This is a genomic window from Nocardioides sp. Kera G14 (assembly GCF_020715565.1).
Taxonomy (GTDB): domain Bacteria; phylum Actinomycetota; class Actinomycetes; order Propionibacteriales; family Nocardioidaceae; genus Nocardioides.
Window position 1 is genome coordinate 162,376 of sequence record NZ_CP085839.1, and the last position, 15,249, is coordinate 177,624.

Below are 15,249 nucleotides of genomic sequence, written 5' to 3' on the forward strand. Positions count from 1 at the left end.
GCGTGAAGATCGCGATCGTCGGTGTCGGCAACATGGGCGGAGCCGTCCTTGCGGGACTGGCCAAGGCCGGCCACGAGGTGCGTGCGGGTGTCCGTCGGCCCGAGCGTGGCGAGGAGCTCGCCGAGCAGTACGGCGTCACCCACGGCTCCGCACCGGACGTCGTCGACGGCGCAGACGTCGTGATCCTCGGCGTGAAGCCCTACGACATCCTGCGCATCATCGGCGAGCTGCCCCTGAGTCGGGGACAGCTCCTCATCTCCCTCGCTGCCGGCATCACGACCGAGCAGATGGAGGGGGCGGCGCCCGACGGCGTCGGCGTCGTGCGGGTCATGCCCAACACCCCCGCCGTCCTCGGCCAGGGCATGTCGATCATCAGCGCCGGCACCAGCGCGACCCCGGAGCAGGTCACCATGGCCGAGCAGGTCATGGCCGCGGTGGGAGCGACCGTCACGATCCCCGAGAAGCAGCTCGACGCGGCCACCGCGCTGAGCGGCTCCGGGCCGGCGTACGTCTTCCACATCGCCGAGGCGCTGATCGAGGCCGGCGTGCACCTGGGTCTCACCCGGGCCGTCGCGACGCAGCTGGTCGAGCAGACGCTGGTCGGCTCCAGCCTGCTCCTGCAGCAGAGCGACGAGCACCCCGCCGTGCTGCGCGAGCAGGTGACGAGCCCCGGCGGCACCACGGCGGCCGCACTCGCCGTCTTGGAGGCCGACGGCCTGCGCAGCACGTTCCTCAAGGCGACCCGGGCCAACCGCGACCGCAGCCGCGAGATCGCGCGCGAGGGCTAGATCCCCGTCATGGTGGAGTGCCAGGGCCCGGCGAGTGTCGTCTTCTCACCCGACCTGACCGACTACGACTTCGGGCCGACACACCCGATGAGCCCGGTCCGGATCGACCTCACCATGCGGCTCGCCGACGAGCTCGGCGTGCTGGCGGGTCCGGGGAGCGCCGGACGACTCGCGGTCGTCCCCGCGCCCATGGCGGACCTCGATCTGCTGGCGACCGTGCACGGCGATGCCTACATCGAGGCCGTCATGCGGGCGGGCAAGACCCACGAGCCCGATTTGGCCTTCGGCCTCGGCACCGAGGACGACCCGGTCTTCGACCACATGCACGAGGCCAGTGCGCACATCGTCGGCGCGAGCGTCGAGGCCTGCCGGCAGGTCTGGGAGGGGGAGTGCCTCCACGCCGCCAACGTCATCGGCGGCCTGCACCACGCCATGCGCAACCGCGCGAGCGGCTTCTGCGTCTACAACGACGTCGCCGCCGGCATCCAGTGGCTCCTCGACCACGGCGCGACACGGATCGCCTACGTCGACGTCGACGTGCACCACGGTGACGGGGTCGAACGCGCCTTCTGGGACGACCCGCGTGTCCTGACCATCTCGCTGCACGAGACCGGCCAGATGCTCTTTCCCGGCACCGGCTTCGCCACCGAGATCGGCGGCCCCGACGCCCAGGGCAGCGTCGTCAACGTCGCGCTCCCGCCGGGCACCGCCGACTCCGGCTGGCTGCGTGCCTTCCACGCCATCGTCCCGGAGCTCGTCCGCAACTTCGAGCCGGAGATCCTCGTGACACAGCAGGGCTGCGACTCGCACTTCGAGGACCCGCTCGCACACCTCATGCTGTCCGTGGACGGGCAGCGGGCGACGTACCTCGCCCTGCACGAGCTCGCGCACGAGGTCGCCGGCGGGAAGTGGGTCGCCTTCGGCGGTGGCGGGTACGCCGTCGTCGACGTCGTCCCGCGGGCATGGACCCATCTGCTCGCGATCGTCGGCGGCTCCCCGCTGGATCCGGCCGTCGAGACGCCGGGCGGTTGGCGCGAGCACATCCAGCAACGGATGGGACGCGTCGCGCCGGGGCACATGACCGACGGGAGGGTTCCACAGTGGAGGGATTGGCGTGAGGGCTACGACCCTGACTCCTGGCTCGATCGGCAGATCGACGAGACCCGCCGCGTGGTGTTCCCGCACCACGGTCTCGATCCCTCTGCTTGGTAACGTTTAGAGCGATTTCAAGCCGACACGCCGAACCAAAGAAAAATCCCGCTGGTTTCCTCTTCCCCACCAGTCACAGCAGGCTCTAATGTTCACACGCCTGCTCCGGGTGTATAGCGGCGGGAAGCCGCTGACGGCGCAGCACGAATCTGCACAGACAGGAACGATGAGATGGCCGGCAAGCCCGAACTCGCTGAGGCGAAGTTCCTGACCGTTGCCGAGGTCGCCGCGATGATGCGCGTCTCGAAGATGACGGTGTACCGCCTCGTGCACAGCGGCGAGATGCCTGCCGTCCGCGTCGGTCGTTCCTTCCGTGTCCGTGAGGAGGACGCCAATGCGTACCTCCAGAATTCTTATTACAACGCAGGCTGACGGTAGGCTCCCTCCCTATGGGTTCTGTGATCAAGAAGCGTCGCAAGCGGATGGCCAAGAAGAAGCACCGCAAGCTGCTCAAGAAGACGCGCGTCGCTCGCCGCAAGCTCGGCAAGTGATCCGACGTGGTCGGTCCCGTCACGGGACCGTCCACATCCAGTCCGTCTGACGCGACCCCACCTACTCCCCGCTAGGGTGAGCGAGTGGCTGGTCGCGTCGTTCTTGTTACCGGGGTCTCGCGCGACCTCGGCCGCAAGTTCGCGGTCGCCGCGGCCGAGCACCCCCACGTCGAGCGTGTGATCGGCGTCGACGTCGTCCCGCCCCGCGGCGACGTCGGAGGCGTGAGCTTCGTCCGTGCCGACATCCGCAACCCGGTGATCGCCAAGATCCTGGCGAAGGAGGACGTCGACACCGTCGTCCACATGAGCATCATCTCCACCCCCGGCCCTGCCGGTGGGCGTACGACGATGAAGGAGCTCAACGTCATCGGGACGATGCAGCTCCTCGCCGCCATCCAGCGCTCTGAGACGGTGCGGCACCTCGTGGTGAAGTCGACGACCACCGTGTACGGCGCGAGCCACCGCGACCCGGCGATGTTCACCGAGGAGATGGAGCCGCGCCGCACGCCCCGCAGCGGCTACGGCAAGGACGTCGCCGAGATCGAGGGCTACGTCCGCGGTCTCGCCCGCCGCCGGCCCGACCTCAACGTCACCGTGCTGCGCTGCGCCAACGTCGTCGGCCCGACGGTCAACAGCCCGATCACGTCCTACCTCCGGATGCCCGTGCTGCCCACGGTGCTGGGCTTCGACCCGCGCGTGCAGTTCCTGCACGAGGAGGACCTGCTGGGCGCCCTCGGTCACGCGGTGGCCGCCGAGCGGCCCGGCACCTACAACATCGCGGGCGACGGCCTGCTGACGCTCAGCCAGATCACGCGGCGCCTGGCGCGGCCGACCCTGCCCATGCCCGGCTTCGCCATCGGTGGCATCGGCAACGTGCTGCGCTCAGCCCGCCTCACCGACTTCTCGCCCGAGCTCCGCGCCTTCCTCACCTACGGTCGCGGCGTCGACACCACGCGCATGCGCGAACAGCTCGGCTTCGAGCCGCGGTACACGACGCAGACCGCCATCGAGGACTTCGCCAGCAGCCTCGAGCCCGGAATCCACCGACTCGACGCCGCCCTCGCCTCCCTCGAGGCCCGCCTATCTGCCGCGTCAGTCCCGGCCTCCTCGCAGCCGGCTCCTGCGCCGCTCACGGAAGCGGGCACCCGATGAGCGCCCCGCGTCCCGAGCAGCCCGGCGACGGGAAGCCCGACGAGGCCGAGGTCATCCCGATCGGAACCCGCGGCCGTCCCGGGCGCGGCACAGGCCAGCGCCCGTCCTCGGCGGCCCGCAGCCTCGCGGCCGGCGCCAAGAAACCCGCGCCGAAGAAGGGGGAGCCGGCGAAGGTCGAGCCGACTCCACCCGCCGCCGAGGCCGCAGCACCGACTCCGCCTCGGGAGCCTGCCGCCGCGCCGTCCCAGTCGTCGCCGACGTACGACGACCGACGGCCGACCCTCGAGGTCAGCGAGTCACGCGGTGGCCCTCTGGCCGGGATCCCGATCAGTGACTGGCTCTCTGCGCTCACCCACGCCGCCCATGAGGTCTTCGGCGAGGAGTGGGAGCCGCAGCTCGCGCGCTTCCTCGCCTTCCTGCGGCGACGCGTGACGGGCGACTTCTGCGTCGACCCCTACGGCTTCGACGAGGAGATCACGCGGAACTTCTTCCTCGCCGCGCTGCGCCCGATCGCCGAGAAGTGGTTCCGGATCGAGGTCGTCGGCGCCGAGAACATCCCGACGACCGGGGGAGCGCTCGTCGTCTCCAACCACTCCGGCACGATCCCGCTCGACGCGCTGATGACGATGGTGCAGGTGCACGACCACAGCGGACGCTTCCTGCGCCCGCTCGGCGCCGACCTGGTCTTCAAGATGCCGTTCGTCAGCTCCATCGCCCGCAAGGGCGGGGCGACCCTGGCCTGCAACGAGGACGCCGAGCGGATGCTCTGCGCGGGCGAGCTGGTCGGCGTGTGGCCCGAGGGCTTCAAGGGCATCGGCAAGCCGTTCAGCGAGCGCTACAAGCTGCAGCGCTTCGGCCGCGGCGGCTTCGTCTCCGCGGCGATCCGCACCGGCGTCCCGATCGTGCCGGTCTCGGTCGTCGGGGCGGAGGAGATCTACCCGCTCGTCGGCAATGTCCCCGCGCTCGCCCGGATCCTCGGCCTGCCCTACCTGCCGATCACGCCGTTCTTCCCGCTCCTCGGCCCGCTCGGCGCGATCCCGCTGCCGAGCAAGTGGCTGATCGAGTTCGGCGAGCCCATCCGCACCGACTCCTACGAGTCAGGCGCCGCCGACGACCCCATGCTGGTCTTCAACGTCACCGACCAGGTCCGCGAGACCATCCAGCAGACGCTCTTCCACCTTCTCCAGAAGCGCCAATCAGTCTTCCGCTGACGGGCTAGTTGCCGGTGCCGCCGTTGAGGAGGCCGCCGACGCCGTCCAGCGTGTCGCCGACGGCGCCACCGACGCCGCTGACCGTGTCGCCGACCCCACCCACGACGTCACCGAGAGGGCTGGGGAGGGCGCTGCCGACGCCACTGACCGCGCCGCCGACGCCACCGAGGACGTCTCCGCCGACGGTGTCGCCGAGGTCACCGACCGCGTCACCGACGCTGGTGGGCTTCGGCTTGGAGGTCTTCGTGCTCGTGGAGGTGGATGGCGCCGTGGACGGCTTGGGGGGGGTGCTGGCATTCGTGCCCGCGGAGGACCGGGCGACGGGCTTGGCCGGCGTACTGCCGGGGTGCGCCGCCTTGGACGGAGCGGTGACCGCGGCCGTCAGGATGGCGTTGAGGGTCGTGGGCAGCTGGGTGATGCCATCGCCGGCGTCGGGGAACGAGGCGGTGACGGCCTTGTCGATGCCGAGAAGCGTCTGCAGGACCGGGGCGAGCACGTCCGTCGGGAGCAGGCCGCTGAGGCCGGCAAGACCCGAGACACCCGAGAGGGTGAAGGCGTGGATGTCGGCGGGTTCGCCCGCGGCCATCAGGAGGTCGGCGCCCTTCGTGGCCTGCTCGACGAAGTCCTTGAGCACGTCCGTGGCGCCGGCGGAGTCGCCGGCCTGGGCGAGGGTGGTCGCCTCCTCGAGGCGGGTCGCGGCCCGGTGGAGCTCGACGCCGCCCTTGGCGTCATCACCGAAGGAGATCGCCGCGTGGGTCGACTCGACGAGCTGCTTGATCGGGTAGAGCGTGTCGCCGGGCAGGGCGCTCTCGGCCGCGAAGGCGGTACCGGTGGCGGCACCCGCCACGGACAGTACGGCGACGGCCGCCGCCACACGCCGCGGACCCTTGCGGAGGCCGGTCGGAAGGGAGACCGCGAGGCGGTTGTCCGTGGGAGCGTCGGCCAGGGCGGAGGGCGCCTCGGCCATCAGGCGCTCGCGCAGGGAGGCGGTGAAGTCAGCTCGCGGCGTCGGGGCGGGAACGGCCCAGGCGCGCTCGGCGAACTCGATCAGCGCGGTCAGCTCGGCAGGGGCATCGGTGATGCGACCCTCGAGCAGGTCGTCGAACTGCTGGGCGGCGCGCCGCCCGGACGGCGTGGTGATCATCGGACTCCTCCTGTGCAGTGATCCAGGGGGATCACCACGAGGTTCAACGAGGCCGGAGGCAGGCAGGTTATGGCACGAACGTCCACAACCGAGGTGACCAAGGACCCGATCCGGTCACGCTCCCGCGCTGTCATCGGAGCCCCTCCGGCATCAGCTTGGCGAGGTTGCGCACGCCGCGCAGCTGGAGCTGCTTGATCGCACCCTCGGAGCGGCCCAGGATCGTGGCGGTCTCGGCGATCGACATGCCTTGGAGGAAGCGCATCACGACGCAGTCGCGCTGCTCGTCGGGGAGCTTGGTGAGGGCCGCCATCAGGATCTCGTTCGTCAGCCCGGCGAGCACCTCGGCCTCCGGCGACTCGGTCTCGTCGTCGTGGGCCCCCATGTCCTCGGTGGTGAGCTCCAACCGGGTGCGCCCGGCCTTGAAGTGGTCGGTGGCGAGGTTGCGCGCGATGGTCATGAGCCAGGCGCCGAAGTCCTTGCCCTGCCAGCGGAAGCTCGTCATCGACCGCAGCGCGCGGAAGAAGGTCTCGGAGGTGAGGTCCTCGGCGAGGGACTGTGAACGCGTCCGGTAGTAGAGGAAGCGGTAGACCGCGCCGTTGTAGTGGTCGTAGAGCATCCCGAAGGCGTCGGTGTCACCCTTGCGGGCCAGCTCCACGAGCGCGATCAGGCGGGTGCGGTCGGCTTCGGACTCCTCGGAGGAGGCGGCGAGATCACGGTCGTCCTGGCTGGGACCGTCCGGGACAGGTACGGCGTCGGCCCAGTTGTTCGCCATCTCGGTGAGGAGCCAGTGCGACGACGTACGTATGCCGCCGGCCGTCGCGGGCACAGCACCTGCGCAGAGTGCCGTGGCGACAGCATCGCGAAGGGCGTCGAACCCTCGCGACAAGTCGCCGACAGACGTGCGCATGAAACATCCTCCCGATGCTCCCCGTGAAAAGCAGCGTCACTCTAACCCGGGCGTCGGCAACCTGTCAGCCGATCCACAATTCGGTACAGGACGGCAACATCGCTGCTTACGGGGTGGCTCAGTGGCGTCGCCCACGCAGCGCGATGCCGGCGGTGACGGCTCCCGCCACCGCTCCGCCCACGGCACCGGTCAGGAGGCCGGCACGGGCTGCCTTGCGGCCGGTCCGGTAGTCCCGGATCCGCCATCCCTGGGCTCGGGCGTGCGCTCGGAGGCGATGGTCCGGATTGATCGCGCAGGCGTCGCCGACCATGGAGAGCATGGGGAGGTCGTTGTAGGAGTCGGAGTACGCCGAGCACTGGGAGAGGTCGAGCCCCTCGGCCTCGGCGAGCGCCGCCACGGCCACCGCCTTCTCGGGCCCGTGCAAAAGGTCGCCGACCAGCCGACCGGTGTAGACGCCGTCGACCGACTCGACCTGGGTCCCCATGGCCCCGGTGAGCCCGAGCCGGGCGGCGATCACGTCGGCGATCTCCTGCGGCGCCGCGGTCACCAGCCAGACCCGCTGCCCCTGATCGCGGTGCATCTGGGCCAGCGCCTTGGTGCCGGGCCAGATCCGGTCGGCCATCCGCTCCTCGAAGATCTCCTGTCCCACCGCCCGCAGCTCGGCGACGGTGTGGCCGGCGATGAAGGCCAACGCCGAGTTGCGGGCCTCGGCGATGTGCTCGGGATCCTCGACGCCGACGAGCCGGAAGTAGGTCTGCTTCCAGACCGCGCCGGCGATCTCGCGCGTGGTGAAGAACTTCCGCTGGTAGAGCCCCCACGCCAGGTGGAAGATCGAGGCGCCCTGCATGATCGTGTTGTCGACGTCGAAGAAGGCTGCGGAGTCGGCACGCTCGGGGGTGGCGAGGGCGGCCTCCAGCTCGCTCACCGCGCGCGAGGCCTCGCCGGCGAGCGTCGAGCGCCGGTGCAGCGGCTTGGGGTCCTTGCGTGGTGCGGCCACCCGGCCAAGGTAGGCGATCGAGTGAGGTCGTGTCGCCGCCGGAGGTGTGCGACACGCGCCGAGCGAGTAAGCCAGTCGCCCGCAGGGCGGCTCGTGGGATCGAGTGGGAAGATCGAGACGTGTCCGAACCGCGCGTCACGCTCTACACCCGCCCCGGCTGCCACCTCTGCGACGAGGCGAGGTCTGTCGTCGAAGCGGTCTGTGCCGAGCTCGGTGAGGAGTACGCCGAACTCGACGTCGACGGCGACGGCTTCGACCCGGCCCTGCGGGAGCGCTTCACCGACGAGGTCCCCGTCACGTACGTCGACGGCCGACAGCACGACTTCTGGCGGGTCGACCCCGCTCGTCTCCGGGCCGCGCTCACCTCCTGAGAGGCCCCGTGGAGCGTTCTCGGGTTTGTTCTCACGTTCACAAGCGGCGTACCGTGCTAGGCGTGACGAAGGCGACCACTGCGGACGCTCGGGACATCCCCGAGGCGACCGTGGCGCGTCTGCCGGTGTACCTCCGGGCACTCAACGCGCTGGCCGACTCCGACGTCCGGAGCTGCTCCAGTGAGGAGCTCGCCACTGCGGCCGGCGTCAACAGCGCCAAGCTGCGCAAGGACCTCTCCTACCTGGGCTCCTACGGCACCCGCGGTGTCGGCTACGACGTCGACTACCTGCGCTACCAGATCGCCCGTGAGATCGGGGTCGAGCAGGACTGGCCCGTCGTCATCGTCGGCATTGGCAACCTGGGCCAGGCACTGGCCAACTTCTCCGGCTTCCGAAGCCGTGGCTTCCGCATCGTCGCCCTGCTCGACGCCGACCCGACGCTGCAGGACAAGGAGGTCGGCGGAGTGCCGGTGCTGCCCTTCACCGACCTCGACACCATCGCGGCCGAGCACAACGTGGCCATCGGTGTGATCTCCGTCCCGGCTCATGCGGCGCAGGACGTCGCCGATCGGATGGTCGCGGCCGGCATCAGCAGCATCCTCAACTTCGCCCCGACCGTGTTGTCGGTGCCCCCCGGTGTCGACGTACGGAAGGTCGACCTGTCCATCGAGCTGCAGATCCTCGCGTATCACGAGCAGCGGAAAGCGCACGGTGAAAGCGCATGAGTGTTCTCGTCGTCGGTATCAGTCACAACACCGCACCGGTGAGCCTGCTGGAGAAGGTCAGCCTGGACGGTGACGGCGTCGTCAAGCTGATCAACGAGATCACCGGCACCGAGCACGTCACTGAGGCGACGGTCATCTCGACGTGCAACCGGCTCGAGATCTACACCGAGGTCGACCGCTTCCACGGCTCCGTCGAGGGCCTCTCCCGCCTCCTCGTCGAGCGTGCCGACGAGTCCGTCGAGGCCCTGCTCCCGCACCTCTACGTCCACTACGACGACGGTGCGGTCACCCACCTCTTCCGCGTCGCGGCCGGCCTCGACTCGATGGCCGTCGGCGAGGGCCAGATCCTCGGCCAGGCCCGCGAGGCGCTCCGCTTGGGCCAGGAGCTCGGCACCGTCGGCCCGGCCCTCAACACGCTCTTCCAGCAGGCCCTCCGGGTCGGCAAGCGCACTCGCGCCGAGACCGACATCGACAGCGCCGCCCCGACGCTCGTCACCGCTGCGCTCTCGCAGGCCGCCCCGGACGGCGTCGAGGGCAAGCGGGTCGTCGTCGTGGGTGCGGGAGCGATGGCCGGGCTCGCGACCGCCACCGTCAGCCGACTGGGCGCCACCGACCTCACGGTCGTCAACCGCACCTTCGCCAGCGCCGTGCGCCTCGCTAGCGAGTACGGCGGGGTGGCGCGCGGTCTCGACGAGCTCGCCGCGTCGATCGCCGACGCGGACGTCGTCATCACCTGCGCCGGCGCGCGGGGCTACCTGCTCGGTCTCGAGACGCTCGTCGAGCGCCCCGTCAGCCGGCCGCTCGCCCTGATCGACCTCGCCCTGCCGCGCGACGTGGACCCCGCCGTGGCGTCGCTCCCCGGTGTGACACTCGTCGGCCTGGAGGAGCTCGCTGAGAGCCTCCACGGCACCGAGGCCGCCGGAGAGGTCGCCGCCGTCCGGAACATCGTCAGCCAGGAGGTGCAGGCCTTCCTCGCCGCGCGCCGTCAGGCCTCTGTCACCCCGACCGTCGTCGCGCTCCGATCGATGGCGACGCAGGTCGTCGACGCCGAGGTCGAGCGTCTCGACCACGTGGTCCCCGATCTCGACCCGCGCGTGCGCGCCGAGGTGCTCAAGACCGTCCGCCGTGTCGCCGACAAGCTCCTCCACGAGCCGACCGTGCGTGTGCGTGAGCTCGCCAACGAGGGTGCGATCACCTACGAGCGTGCGCTCGCCGAGCTCTTCGCCCTCGACGCCGGCGCGGTGGCCGCCGTCACCAGCTCCGTCGTGACCTCGGTGGTCGACGGCGCGGAGACCTCGGGAGCCACTGACCAGTGACTCGACAGACGGTGCGACTCGGCACCCGCCGCTCGCTCCTCGCCAGGACCCAGTCCGGCCAGGTGGCCGACATGATCCGCGATCAGCTCGGCCTCGAGGTCGAGCTCGTCGAGATCGTCACCGAGGGCGATCGCAGCCAGGCGGCCGGCACGCCCGTGACCAGCGCGACCCCGACCGGCATCTATGTCAGCGCCCTGCGCGACGCACTCCTGGCCGGCGAGGTGGACGTCGCCGTCCACTCACTCAAGGACCTCCCGACGTACGCCGCCGAGGGCATCGATCTCATCGCCATCCCTGTCCGCGAGGACCCGAGGGACGTCATCGTGGCCCGTGACGGGCTCACGCTGGGCGAGCTTCCGGCGGGTTCGAAGGTCGGCACGGGGTCCCCGCGACGGGTCGCCCAGCTGGCCGCACTCGGCTTGAGTTTGGAACTGACCGGCGTGCGTGGAAACATCGACACCCGGATCGGCAAAGTTCGGTCCGGAGAGTTCGACGCAGTCGTACTCGCCCGTGCCGGCCTCAGTCGGATCGGCCGCCTCGACGAGGTGACCGAGATGCTGGACCCGCTGCAGATGCTCCCCGCCCCCGGGCAGGGTGCACTCGGCATCGAGTGCCGTGCGGACGATGAGCTGGGCCAGACCCTGCGGGCCTTGGACCATGGTCCGACCCGCGCCGCTGTGACGGCGGAGCGGGCGTTGCTCGCCACGCTTGAAGGTGGTTGTGCAGCACCGATCGGCACCCTCGCCGACGTTGTCGAGGGTGAGGACGGAGATGAGTTGTGGGTGCGAGCCGTGGTGCTCTCACCCGATGGGGCGGTCGCGATCCGGCGATCGGCAAGTGGCAGCCCCGCCGATGCCGCCGGCGTCGGGACTCGATTGGCAGAGGAGATGCTCAGCGAGGGTGCAGGCACCCTGGCGGGCGACGAGAGCTAGCTAGACAGGCACAAGCATGAGTTGGGTGTCGTTCGTCGGCAGTGGTCCGGGAGACCCGGAGCTGTTGACCGTCCGCGCTGCTGACCTGATCCGTCAGGCCGATGTGGTGATCACCGAGGCGCCGGAGCACGAGGCCCTCGTGGCCGCGCTGCGCGGTCCGACGGCTGCGGCCGTCGAGTTCGTCGACGGCGGATTCGGCGAGGATGGGCAGCCGCTCACCCACGCCGCCCGCGCCAAGGTCGTCGTCAAGCAGGCCAAGCGCCGGCTGCGCGTCGTGCGCCTCATGACCGGTGACCCGTTCGTCTACGCGTCGGGCCCCGAGGAGGCGGCCGCCGTCGCCAAGGCGGGCCTGGGCTTCGAGATCGTGCCGGGCGTCTCGTCCGTCGCCGCGGTCCCTGCGTACGCCGGCATCCCGCTCACCACGAAGGACCACCGTGAGGTCGCCGTCGTCACCTGTGGCGACAGCAAGATCGACTGGAGCCAGTACGCCGACGACCGCACCCTGGTGTTGCTGTCCGGCGTCGGCCTGATCGGTGACATCGCCAAGGCGTTGATCGCCGCCGGTCGCTCCGCCGAGACGCCGGTCGCCATGACCCGCGTCGGCACCACGACCGAGCAGCAGACCGTCACCTCCGACCTCGCGCACATCGCCGCCGACGCCCGCGCGGCCCGGATGGCTCCTCCCGCCGTCATCGTGGTCGGCAAGGTCGTGTCGCTGCGCGAGACGCTCTCCTGGTTCGAGACCAAGCCGCTCTTCGGCTGGCGTGTCCTCGTGCCGCGCACGAAGGAGCAGGCGCCCGCCCTGTCCACCCGCCTGCGCTCGGCCGGCGCGGTGCCCGAGGAGGTCCCCACGATCTCCGTCGAGCCGCCGCGCAACCCGCAGCAGATGGACAAGGCCATCCGCGGCCTCGTCGAGGGCCGCTACGAGTGGGTGGCCTTCACCTCCGTCAACGCGGTGCGCGCCGTGCGCGAGAAGTTCGACGAGTACGGCTTGGACGCCCGTGCCTTCTCGGGTCTCAAGATCGCCGCCGTCGGCGACAAGACCGCATCCGCACTGCTCGAGATGGGCCTGCGCCCCGACCTGGTGCCCGCCGCCTCCGACCAGTCCGCGGCCGGTCTGCTCGAGGTGTGGCCCGAGTTCGACGCGGACCTCGACCCGATCAACCGCGTCTTCCTGCCGCGTGCGGACATCGCCACCGAGAACCTCATCGCCGGCCTCACCGAGCTCGGCTGGGAGTGTGACGACGTCACCGCCTACCGCACCGTCCGGGCCGCCCCGCCGCCCGCGCCGACGCGCGACGCGATCAAGACCGGCAAGTTCGACGCCGTCGTCTTCACGTCCTCCTCCACCGTCCGCAACCTCGTCGGCATCGCCGGCAAGCCACACCCGTCGACGGTGATCGCCGTCATCGGGCCGGCCACGGCCAAGACCGCCGAGGAGCACGGACTGCGGGTCGACGTACTGGCGCAGGAGCCGTCGATCGAGGCACTTGCCGACGCACTGGCGGACTTCGGGTCGTCACGTCGTGCCGGGCTCCTCGAGGCCGGCCAGCCGGTGACGAAGCCCAGCGACCGCAAGCCGGCCGCCCGTCGTCGCGCGACCAGCAGCTGAGGCTCCCCGAGCGATGAGCGAGATCGAGCGGCCCGTCATCCGTCCGCGTCGCCTGCGGCGGACGCCGGCGCTACGCCGGATGGTGGCCGAGACGTCGGTCGAGGCGCGGCAGCTGATCCTGCCGATGTTCGTCGCCGAGGGCCTCGATGAGCCCCGACCGATCTCCTCGATGCCCGGCGTCGTGCAGCACAGCCGGGACTCCGCCCGTGCCGCCGTCGCGGACGCTGCGGAGGCCGGCATCGGAGGCGTGATGCTCTTCGGTGTCCCCACCGACGAGCACAAGGACGCCGAGGGCTCCCAGGCGCTCGACCCGTCCGGCATCCTCAACGTGGCGATCGCCGACGCGGTCGCCGAGGTCGGCGATGCGCTCACGGTGATGAGCGACCTGTGCCTCGACGAGTTCACCTCGCACGGCCACTGCGGCGTCCTGACCGAGACGTCGGCCGGCGCCCTCGTCATCGACAACGACCGCACCCTCGAGCTCTACGCCGCCATGGGCCTGGCCCAGGCCGAGGCTGGCGTCCACATGGTCGGTCCGAGCGGGATGATGGACGGCCAGGTCGCCGTCATCCGCGACGCACTCGACGGAGCCGGCCACCAGGACGTCGCCATCCTCGCGTATGGCGCCAAGTACGCCTCCGCGTTCTACGGGCCGTTCCGCGAGGCGGTCGGCTCCTCCCTCCAGGGTGACCGTCGCACGTATCAGCAGGACCCCGCGAACGGCCTCGAGGGCGTCCGCGAGGCACTGCTCGACGTCGAACAGGGCGCCGACATCGTCATGGTGAAGCCGGGACTGCCCTACCTCGACGTGCTGCGCCAGGTGAAGGACGCCGTCGACATCCCCGTGGCGGCGTACAACATCTCCGGCGAGTACTCGATGGTCGAGGCGGCCGCGGCGAACGGCTGGATCGACCGCGAGGCCGCGATCCTCGAGACGCTGACCGCCTTCCGGCGGGCCGGTGCGGACATGATCCTCACCTACTGGGCCGTCGAAGCCGCTTCGCTTCTCGCGCGCTGACTCCCGTGCTCGGAGTTCTCCTATCTGCAACGCGGCGTCACACCCGCGCGTAACCTCGTCAACGTAGGCCTCGTTGAGGTCTACGTCACACTGGGAGCAGGAACAACGGAGTCGATGATGACCACGCCGAACGGGATTGACGAGCAGACGCGCGCACACCGCGCGGACGGGCGCACACGGATCGTGTCGGGCCGCACCAAGCGGATCGCGACCCTCGTGCCGCTCGCCATGCTCTCCGCCGCTTGGACGATCTCGATCAGCACCTCGGGCGCCTCGACGGCGCTTGCCGACGACCAGCAGAACCTCCCGGACGGCACTCAGGTGCCCGGCAAGGCGCTCCTCGTCCCGGCCAGCCTCACCACCGACTCCGCCACGGCGGGCGTCACCGGGGAGAGCGCCCAGCAGATCATCTCCACTGCCTCGGCCTCCGAGATCCCCGCCGCTGCGCTCGCCGCCTACCAGCGTGCCGAGACCGTCATCAACAAGGCCGACCCCAGCTGCCACCTGCCGTGGCAGCTCCTCGGTGCGATCGGTCGTGTCGAGTCCAACCACGGCCGCGCCCAGGGCAACACCCTCAGTGACACCGGCACCGTGACCCCGGGCATCTTCGGCCTGCCGCTCAACGGCACCGCCGGCACAGCCCGCATCGCCGACACCGACGCCGGGCAGTACGACGGCGACACGGCCGTCGACCGCGCGGTCGGCCCGATGCAGTTCATCCCCTCGACGTGGTCGACGGTCGGTGTGGACGCTGACGGCGACGGCAAGCGCGACCCGCAGGACATCAACGACGCCGCCCTCGCGGCGGCCGTCTACCTCTGCTCCGGCGACGAGGACCTCTCCACCGACGCCGGCCAGGAGGCCGCGGTGCTGCGGTACAACCACTCCGAGTCGTACGTCATGACCGTCATGTCGGTCTACCGCGACTACCTCGCCGGCGACTTCAGCGCCATCCCGAACTACGTCCTCCCGGCCAGCTACTTCGAGCCCGCACCGGCCGCGCCGAAGACCCAGAAGACCAAGAAGAAGGCGACCACGCTCGCCTCGGCGCCGCCCAGCGGCGGTGTCGCGACGAAGCCGACCGCTCCGTCGACCACCGACTCGAGCGACGAGCCCTCGACGCCGTCCACCTCGGACGCGCCGTCGACGCCGTCGGTCAAGCTGCCGAAGCCGACGCTTCCCGCGCTGCCCTCCACGGGTGTGGACCCGCTCGACAAGACGCTGACCAAGGCACAGGCCACCGTGCAGTGCCTGGCCGACATGGGCTTCGACAGCGTCAACGACCTCCTGGCCGCGAACCCGCTGGGATCGGTGAAGGCGCTCGCCACCCTGAACACCTGCGTCGCCAAGCTCACCAGCTGATACCCGACGAAGGC

At 70.5% G+C, this 15,249-nt stretch carries 16 protein-coding genes; 13 read left to right on the forward strand and 3 right to left on the reverse strand.

Features of this window, described 5'->3' with window-relative positions:
• The first annotated feature begins 2 nt into the window (after window positions 1–2).
• From proC to LH076_RS00830, 6 genes are all read left to right on the forward strand, one after another.
• A complete protein-coding gene (proC, locus tag LH076_RS00805) occupies window positions 3–788 on the forward strand; it encodes a pyrroline-5-carboxylate reductase (RefSeq protein ID WP_227782077.1) in 786 nt (261 codons plus the stop codon).
• 9 nt (window positions 789–797) lie between these two features.
• Window positions 798–2,000, forward strand: a complete 1,203-nt coding sequence (locus LH076_RS00810; RefSeq protein WP_227782078.1) for an acetoin utilization protein AcuC — start codon at window positions 798–800, stop codon at window positions 1,998–2,000.
• A 168-nt stretch (window positions 2,001–2,168) separates the two neighbouring features.
• Window positions 2,169–2,369 carry a helix-turn-helix domain-containing protein gene (locus LH076_RS00815; protein WP_227782079.1) on the forward strand — a complete coding sequence of 67 codons (201 nt, stop codon included), beginning with the start codon at window positions 2,169–2,171 and terminating at the stop codon, window positions 2,367–2,369.
• 17 nt (window positions 2,370–2,386) lie between these two features.
• The gene (locus LH076_RS00820; protein ID WP_017933175.1) at window positions 2,387–2,488 is read left to right on the forward strand and encodes a 30S ribosomal protein bS22; all 102 of its coding nucleotides are present in this window, start codon (window positions 2,387–2,389) and stop codon (window positions 2,486–2,488) included.
• 84 nt (window positions 2,489–2,572) lie between these two features.
• The gene (locus LH076_RS00825) at window positions 2,573–3,640 is read left to right on the forward strand and encodes an NAD-dependent epimerase/dehydratase family protein (protein WP_227782080.1); all 1,068 of its coding nucleotides are present in this window, start codon (window positions 2,573–2,575) and stop codon (window positions 3,638–3,640) included.
• Window positions 3,637–4,851 (forward strand): lysophospholipid acyltransferase family protein, encoded by a 1,215-nt coding sequence (locus tag LH076_RS00830; protein WP_227782081.1) that lies wholly within the window; start codon window positions 3,637–3,639, stop codon window positions 4,849–4,851. Before LH076_RS00825 ends, LH076_RS00830 begins: the two co-directional genes overlap by 4 nt.
• Window positions 4,852–4,855: 4 nt before the next feature.
• Here LH076_RS00830 and LH076_RS00835 read toward each other — a convergent pair whose 3' ends face one another.
• The 3 genes from LH076_RS00835 to LH076_RS00845 all read right to left on the reverse strand — a co-directional run bounded on the left by LH076_RS00835 (window position 4,856) and on the right by LH076_RS00845 (window position 7,899).
• On the reverse strand, window positions 4,856–5,995 hold the full coding sequence (locus LH076_RS00835) for a DUF5667 domain-containing protein (RefSeq protein WP_227782082.1): 1,140 nt from the start codon (window positions 5,993–5,995) through the stop codon (window positions 4,856–4,858).
• A 130-nt stretch (window positions 5,996–6,125) separates the two neighbouring features.
• Entirely contained in the window at window positions 6,126–6,902 is a 777-nt protein-coding gene (locus LH076_RS00840; RefSeq protein ID WP_227782083.1) for a sigma-70 family RNA polymerase sigma factor, read from the reverse strand.
• 118 nt (window positions 6,903–7,020) lie between these two features.
• A complete protein-coding gene (locus LH076_RS00845; protein ID WP_227782084.1) occupies window positions 7,021–7,899 on the reverse strand; it encodes an HAD family hydrolase in 879 nt (292 codons plus the stop codon).
• A gap of 119 nt (window positions 7,900–8,018) precedes the next feature.
• Here LH076_RS00845 and LH076_RS00850 point away from each other — a divergent pair, with 119 nt between their 5' ends.
• The 7 genes from LH076_RS00850 to LH076_RS00880 all read left to right on the forward strand — a co-directional run bounded on the left by LH076_RS00850 (window position 8,019) and on the right by LH076_RS00880 (window position 15,235).
• On the forward strand, window positions 8,019–8,270 hold the full coding sequence (locus LH076_RS00850; protein ID WP_227782085.1) for a glutaredoxin family protein: 252 nt from the start codon (window positions 8,019–8,021) through the stop codon (window positions 8,268–8,270).
• A gap of 62 nt (window positions 8,271–8,332) precedes the next feature.
• Window positions 8,333–8,995 (forward strand): redox-sensing transcriptional repressor Rex, encoded by a 663-nt coding sequence (locus LH076_RS00855; RefSeq protein WP_227782086.1) that lies wholly within the window; start codon window positions 8,333–8,335, stop codon window positions 8,993–8,995.
• On the forward strand, window positions 8,992–10,311 hold the full coding sequence (locus LH076_RS00860; RefSeq protein ID WP_227782087.1) for a glutamyl-tRNA reductase: 1,320 nt from the start codon (window positions 8,992–8,994) through the stop codon (window positions 10,309–10,311). Before LH076_RS00855 ends, LH076_RS00860 begins: the two co-directional genes overlap by 4 nt.
• Window positions 10,308–11,243, forward strand: a complete 936-nt coding sequence (gene hemC / locus LH076_RS00865) for a hydroxymethylbilane synthase (RefSeq protein ID WP_227782088.1) — start codon at window positions 10,308–10,310, stop codon at window positions 11,241–11,243. Before LH076_RS00860 ends, hemC begins: the two co-directional genes overlap by 4 nt.
• Before the next feature lie 16 nt (window positions 11,244–11,259).
• Window positions 11,260–12,855, forward strand: a complete 1,596-nt coding sequence (locus tag LH076_RS00870; RefSeq protein WP_227782089.1) for a uroporphyrinogen-III synthase — start codon at window positions 11,260–11,262, stop codon at window positions 12,853–12,855.
• Window positions 12,856–12,868: 13 nt separating this feature from the next.
• Window positions 12,869–13,873 carry a porphobilinogen synthase gene (hemB, locus tag LH076_RS00875; protein ID WP_227782090.1) on the forward strand — a complete coding sequence of 335 codons (1,005 nt, stop codon included), beginning with the start codon at window positions 12,869–12,871 and terminating at the stop codon, window positions 13,871–13,873.
• A 117-nt stretch (window positions 13,874–13,990) separates the two neighbouring features.
• The gene (locus LH076_RS00880; protein ID WP_227782091.1) at window positions 13,991–15,235 is read left to right on the forward strand and encodes a lytic transglycosylase domain-containing protein; all 1,245 of its coding nucleotides are present in this window, start codon (window positions 13,991–13,993) and stop codon (window positions 15,233–15,235) included.
• Window positions 15,236–15,249: the final 14 nt, after the last annotated feature.